This is a genomic window from Methylovulum psychrotolerans (genome assembly GCF_002923755.1).
GTDB lineage: Bacteria > Pseudomonadota > Gammaproteobacteria > Methylococcales > Methylomonadaceae > Methylovulum > Methylovulum psychrotolerans.
Genome location: NZ_PGFZ01000053.1, coordinates 1 through 2536, shown reverse-complemented (window position 1 = coordinate 2536; position 2536 = coordinate 1). Strand labels below are relative to the sequence as shown.

General features: G+C 37.8%; 2 protein-coding genes. Both read left to right on the top strand.

Features of this window, described 5'->3' with window-relative positions; translation table 11 throughout:
* Nucleotides 1-733 (top strand): hypothetical protein (locus tag AADEFJLK_RS24865; protein ID WP_170065245.1); only part of this gene is annotated, 733 nt, incomplete at its 5' end.
* An 11-nt stretch (nt 734-744) separates the two neighbouring features.
* A complete protein-coding gene (locus AADEFJLK_RS23400; protein WP_103976009.1) occupies nt 745-1830 on the top strand; it encodes a replication protein in 1086 nt (361 codons plus the stop codon).
* Nucleotides 1831-2536 lie beyond the last annotated feature (706 nt).

The following is a 2536-nucleotide window of genomic DNA, read 5'->3' as shown; positions in this document are numbered from 1 at the left end:
AAAAGATAAGCAATCTGAAATTGATAACATTATAAACGGTGCAGATGACCTTCAAAAAGTTAAGGAAAACGAGATATGGTCATTTAACGAATTGAAAGATTTAGATAATGAGCAACTCGTCGATAGGCTAGAACAAGTCGATAATCAGGCAACAATTATCCGTTGGATGATTTTGTGGGAATTGAGGAAGAGATTTTCATCCGATAAATTATTTGGCCAATATCTTGCCGAATTAAAAAAGAGCAACGCTACTATCACAATTTGTGACAGTAGCCACCAGCAGATATTTAGGGAAATCAGTGCCGGGCGTTTTTGTGAGCGTAACAACGTTACCAATATTGCATCCATAGGGATATTAAAATCGGCTATTTATGCACTATCAAAACCTTCCAATGAAGATATATCAGACAATATTTTTCAAGAAATAAAAAATCGCAATATTCCTGTCAATGAAGTCAATAGGCTGATAGCCCAGGCTAAGGCTATTACTATTGATCATAAATCGGCGGAAGAACAAAATTCTAGCATTCAAGCGATAGGAGCACCATTAGTTGTTCCGAAAGAAACTATCGCTTTAGAAACAAAAAATACCGAAAAAACTATACTAACAAACAAAGAAATAGCTGATTATATTATTCAGTTTATTAATGACCAAAATAAAAATCATTACGACATAAAAACCGTTTTTAAACTTGTTATGGATCATTTCCGTAAAAGAAATCGTCACACATAAATAGGTGCAAGATGCCGGACAATAGTAGGCTAACAAAAGTATCAAAAAAAGATAGCAGGAATCCCTCTTTTGCACTGCCTAATAAAGAATATTTTGAAGGCAATCAGCTTGATATGTTCCGAGCATTCTTATGCAATAACGGTAACGAACGAACCCAACTCTCCAACACTTTTGACCTTTGGGATAGTGTCCCCCGTTATTCTATATCGCGTCAACAAATGGATAAGCTTAGGAAAGAAAAAGGCTTTTTAGATTTACAGCGCATTCAATTCCGTTATCGAGGTAAAACGTTAGAAGCCATCATCCAAGCTACGCGAATTTTTGACAGAAAAACTGGAACCAGTAAAGATTACTATCCAAGTGCCAATGAAGAACTGGTTGAAGACGCATTGCGTAAAATTGCCGCAGAAGAACGCAACGCATTTTTTGACAAACCAAACTACCGAAGCGGGGTAGTATTTTCCCTGCACATGCTGCGCGAAGAATTAAGTCGGCGCGGCCACTCTCGCTCGTATTATGAAATTGTTTTAAGCCTCAATATATTGGCAGGAAGTGTTATTGAAATTCACACAATGGAGGGTAATGATGGTGAAAGCTTCACAAAAAGCGGTTACTTTTCAGGCTTATCGGCTGTGTCAAAAAGCGATCTTACTGAAGACCCCAATGCAAAATGGATCGTCCAATTTCACCCCCTTGTCACTCAAGCACTGGATACCCTAACATATAGGCAATTCAATTACGCACAGATGATGAGCTATAAAACCCAGCTCGCCCGTTGGCTTCATAAGCAATTGTCGTTGAAATTCACCTTTGCAAGTCTTGCCACGTCATTTGAAATGCGTTACTGCACAATAAAACGTGATAGTGCTTTATTGAACGGATATACCAGGGACAGGGCTGCAATTGAAGCGTTAGACGGAGCATTCAACGAACTTATGACAGGCCACGTTTTAACCCAATGCAAAAAAAATCCTATATTGGGCGAAAGAAATAAAATCATTGATATAGTTTACAACCTACACCCTTCCCCAATATTTTGTCACGAAATGAAGGCCGCAAACAAGCGGGAGAAGCTAACAAAGCCTGTGGATAACTAAACGATTTAACAGCTATAAGCGGTAGGTATAGGTGGCGGGTTAAGCCATTTTACGGTAGGTATAGGTGGCGGGTCACAGTAGGTATAGGTGGCGGGTATACTTTTCGCCCCCTATTTTTAACCATGTGACAGTAGGTATAGGTGGCGGGTCGTCAAAAAGGCGGTAGGTATAGGTGGCGGGTCGTCTTTTTCTAACAAAAAAGATGATTCTTATTGAAATTTTAGTGGTTCTTTTCAACCAATTTTTACTTTAGATAGTAGGTATAGGTGGCGGGTCGAACGAAAAAAAGCATGTAACTAAATGATTTAATTAAAATAAAAAATCAATTTTTTGTCCTTATTCTTTTATTCTTTATTTATTCTTATCTTTAACCATTAAATCCACCCATATTTCCCCATAACAATCAACATCAGAAATACCCGCCACATCCAAATTTAATTCGCAAAATATGGGCTAATTTTTAAACAGAAACTAAGCCTATTTTATCCAACCCATCTTAATCACAATATTAATACTCGATCATCCAGTTTTTAATATTCGGATAAATAGCTCAGCTACCGGATATTGAAAAGTTTAACAAATTAATTTAAAACAACAAGTTGCAATGAAACCCGCCCCCCTCCCCTGATGAGGAGGGATGGGGTGGGGAGAATCTAAATAAGGCTTTTTTCATTAATCAGACAGAAAGCAGTCTGATTAAAATCTC